Source organism: Azohydromonas australica DSM 1124 (genome assembly GCF_000430725.1).
Classification (GTDB): Bacteria; Pseudomonadota; Gammaproteobacteria; order Burkholderiales; family Burkholderiaceae_C; genus Azohydromonas; species Azohydromonas australica.
Window position 1 is genome coordinate 1 of the sequence record NZ_AUMO01000175.1, and the last position, 1,226, is coordinate 1,226.

The 1,226-nt window shown below is 58.5% G+C and carries 1 protein-coding gene; it reads right to left on the reverse strand.

Features of this window, described 5'->3' with window-relative positions:
* Positions 1–148: 148 nt before the first annotated feature.
* A complete protein-coding gene (locus H537_RS0119090) occupies positions 149–1,180 on the reverse strand; it encodes an IS5 family transposase (RefSeq protein ID WP_028999094.1) in 1,032 nt (343 codons plus the stop codon).
* Positions 1,181–1,226 lie beyond the last annotated feature (46 nt).

Genomic DNA, 1,226 nt, shown 5'->3' on the forward strand with positions numbered 1-1,226 from the left:
TAGGGAGCCACTGAACAATTGCCGCTTCGCGTACGACCGACAGAACTTACGGTCCAACTTTTCACAATATGGCTCAGCTCAGTCTGTTTTTGCTGCTTGACGTCCCTTTTAGGCTGGTTTCTGACCCTTTTCCGGGTCCTGAATCATTTCAGGACGCATCTTGGGCTTGCGGCTTGAGAAGTTTGCTCTTGGCGATCACCAAATTGGCCAGACCGAACAGGCTGTATAGCTGCGCCGTGTTCTTGGCCAGTCCCTTGTAGCGTGCTTTCTTGTGATGGAACAAATTCTTCACCACGTGGAACGGATGTTCGACCCGCGCTCGAATTTGTGCCTTGGCCCGCTCGGCCGCCAGCATCAAATCCTTGAGCGGCCCGTCGGCCATTTGCTTGATCTTGCTGCGCTTGCGCGCCACGTGCCACTGAACATCGGTGCGAATCTCCCCCTGCTGCTGGGCCTGCATAACTTCCGGGCGCTTTTCCACACCGGTGTAGCCAGCATCCCCATGTGCATGCGCTTCCTGGCCGTGGAGCAACTCGTGGGCATGCGCGACATCGCTCTCGTTGGCCGCCGTGGTGTGCAGGCTGTGCACCAGCCCAGATTCCGTATCGGCACCAATATGGGCCTTCATCCCGAAGTGCCAGGCGTTGCCCTTCTTGGTCTGATGCATCTGCGGGTCGCGAGCCTCGTCCTTGTTCTTGGTCGAGGGCGGCGCGGCAATGATGGTGGCATCCACCATAGTGCCCTCGCGCAGTAGCAACCCGCGCTCGCCCAAGTGCGCATTGATCTCTTCGAACAATCTGGCCGTAAGTCCGTGTTCTTCGAGCAAGCGACGAAACTTCAGCAGCGTGGTGGCGTCGGGTACCGACTCGCGCGCCAAGTCGATCCCCACAAAATCGCGCATCGATTGGCTGTCGTAGATGGCGTCTTCGACTGCCTCATCAGACAAACCAAACCACTGCTGCAGGCAGTACATGCGCAGCATCCGCACGATCCCTATCGGCTGCCGCCCTACACGACCGGTGCTCGGATACTTGGGCTCGATGAGCGCCTCCAGGCGCGCCCATGGCACCACCTGCTCCATCTCAGCCAGAAACTTCTCGCGGCGTGTCACACGCTTCTTCTGCGCGTACTCGTAGCTGGCGAAGCTCAATTGCTTGGGTGGTTTGGAGGGCTGCGTCATGGTGGTTCATCCATGCAAGATTCGAGCCGAATTGATCAGCGTCTCC

Excerpts from the sequence above, each read along its gene's own strand:
- H537_RS0119090 (WP_028999094.1), bottom strand. The coding sequence starts at position 1,180 with ATGACGCAGCCCTCCAAACCACCCAAGCAATTGAGCTTCGCCAGCTAC.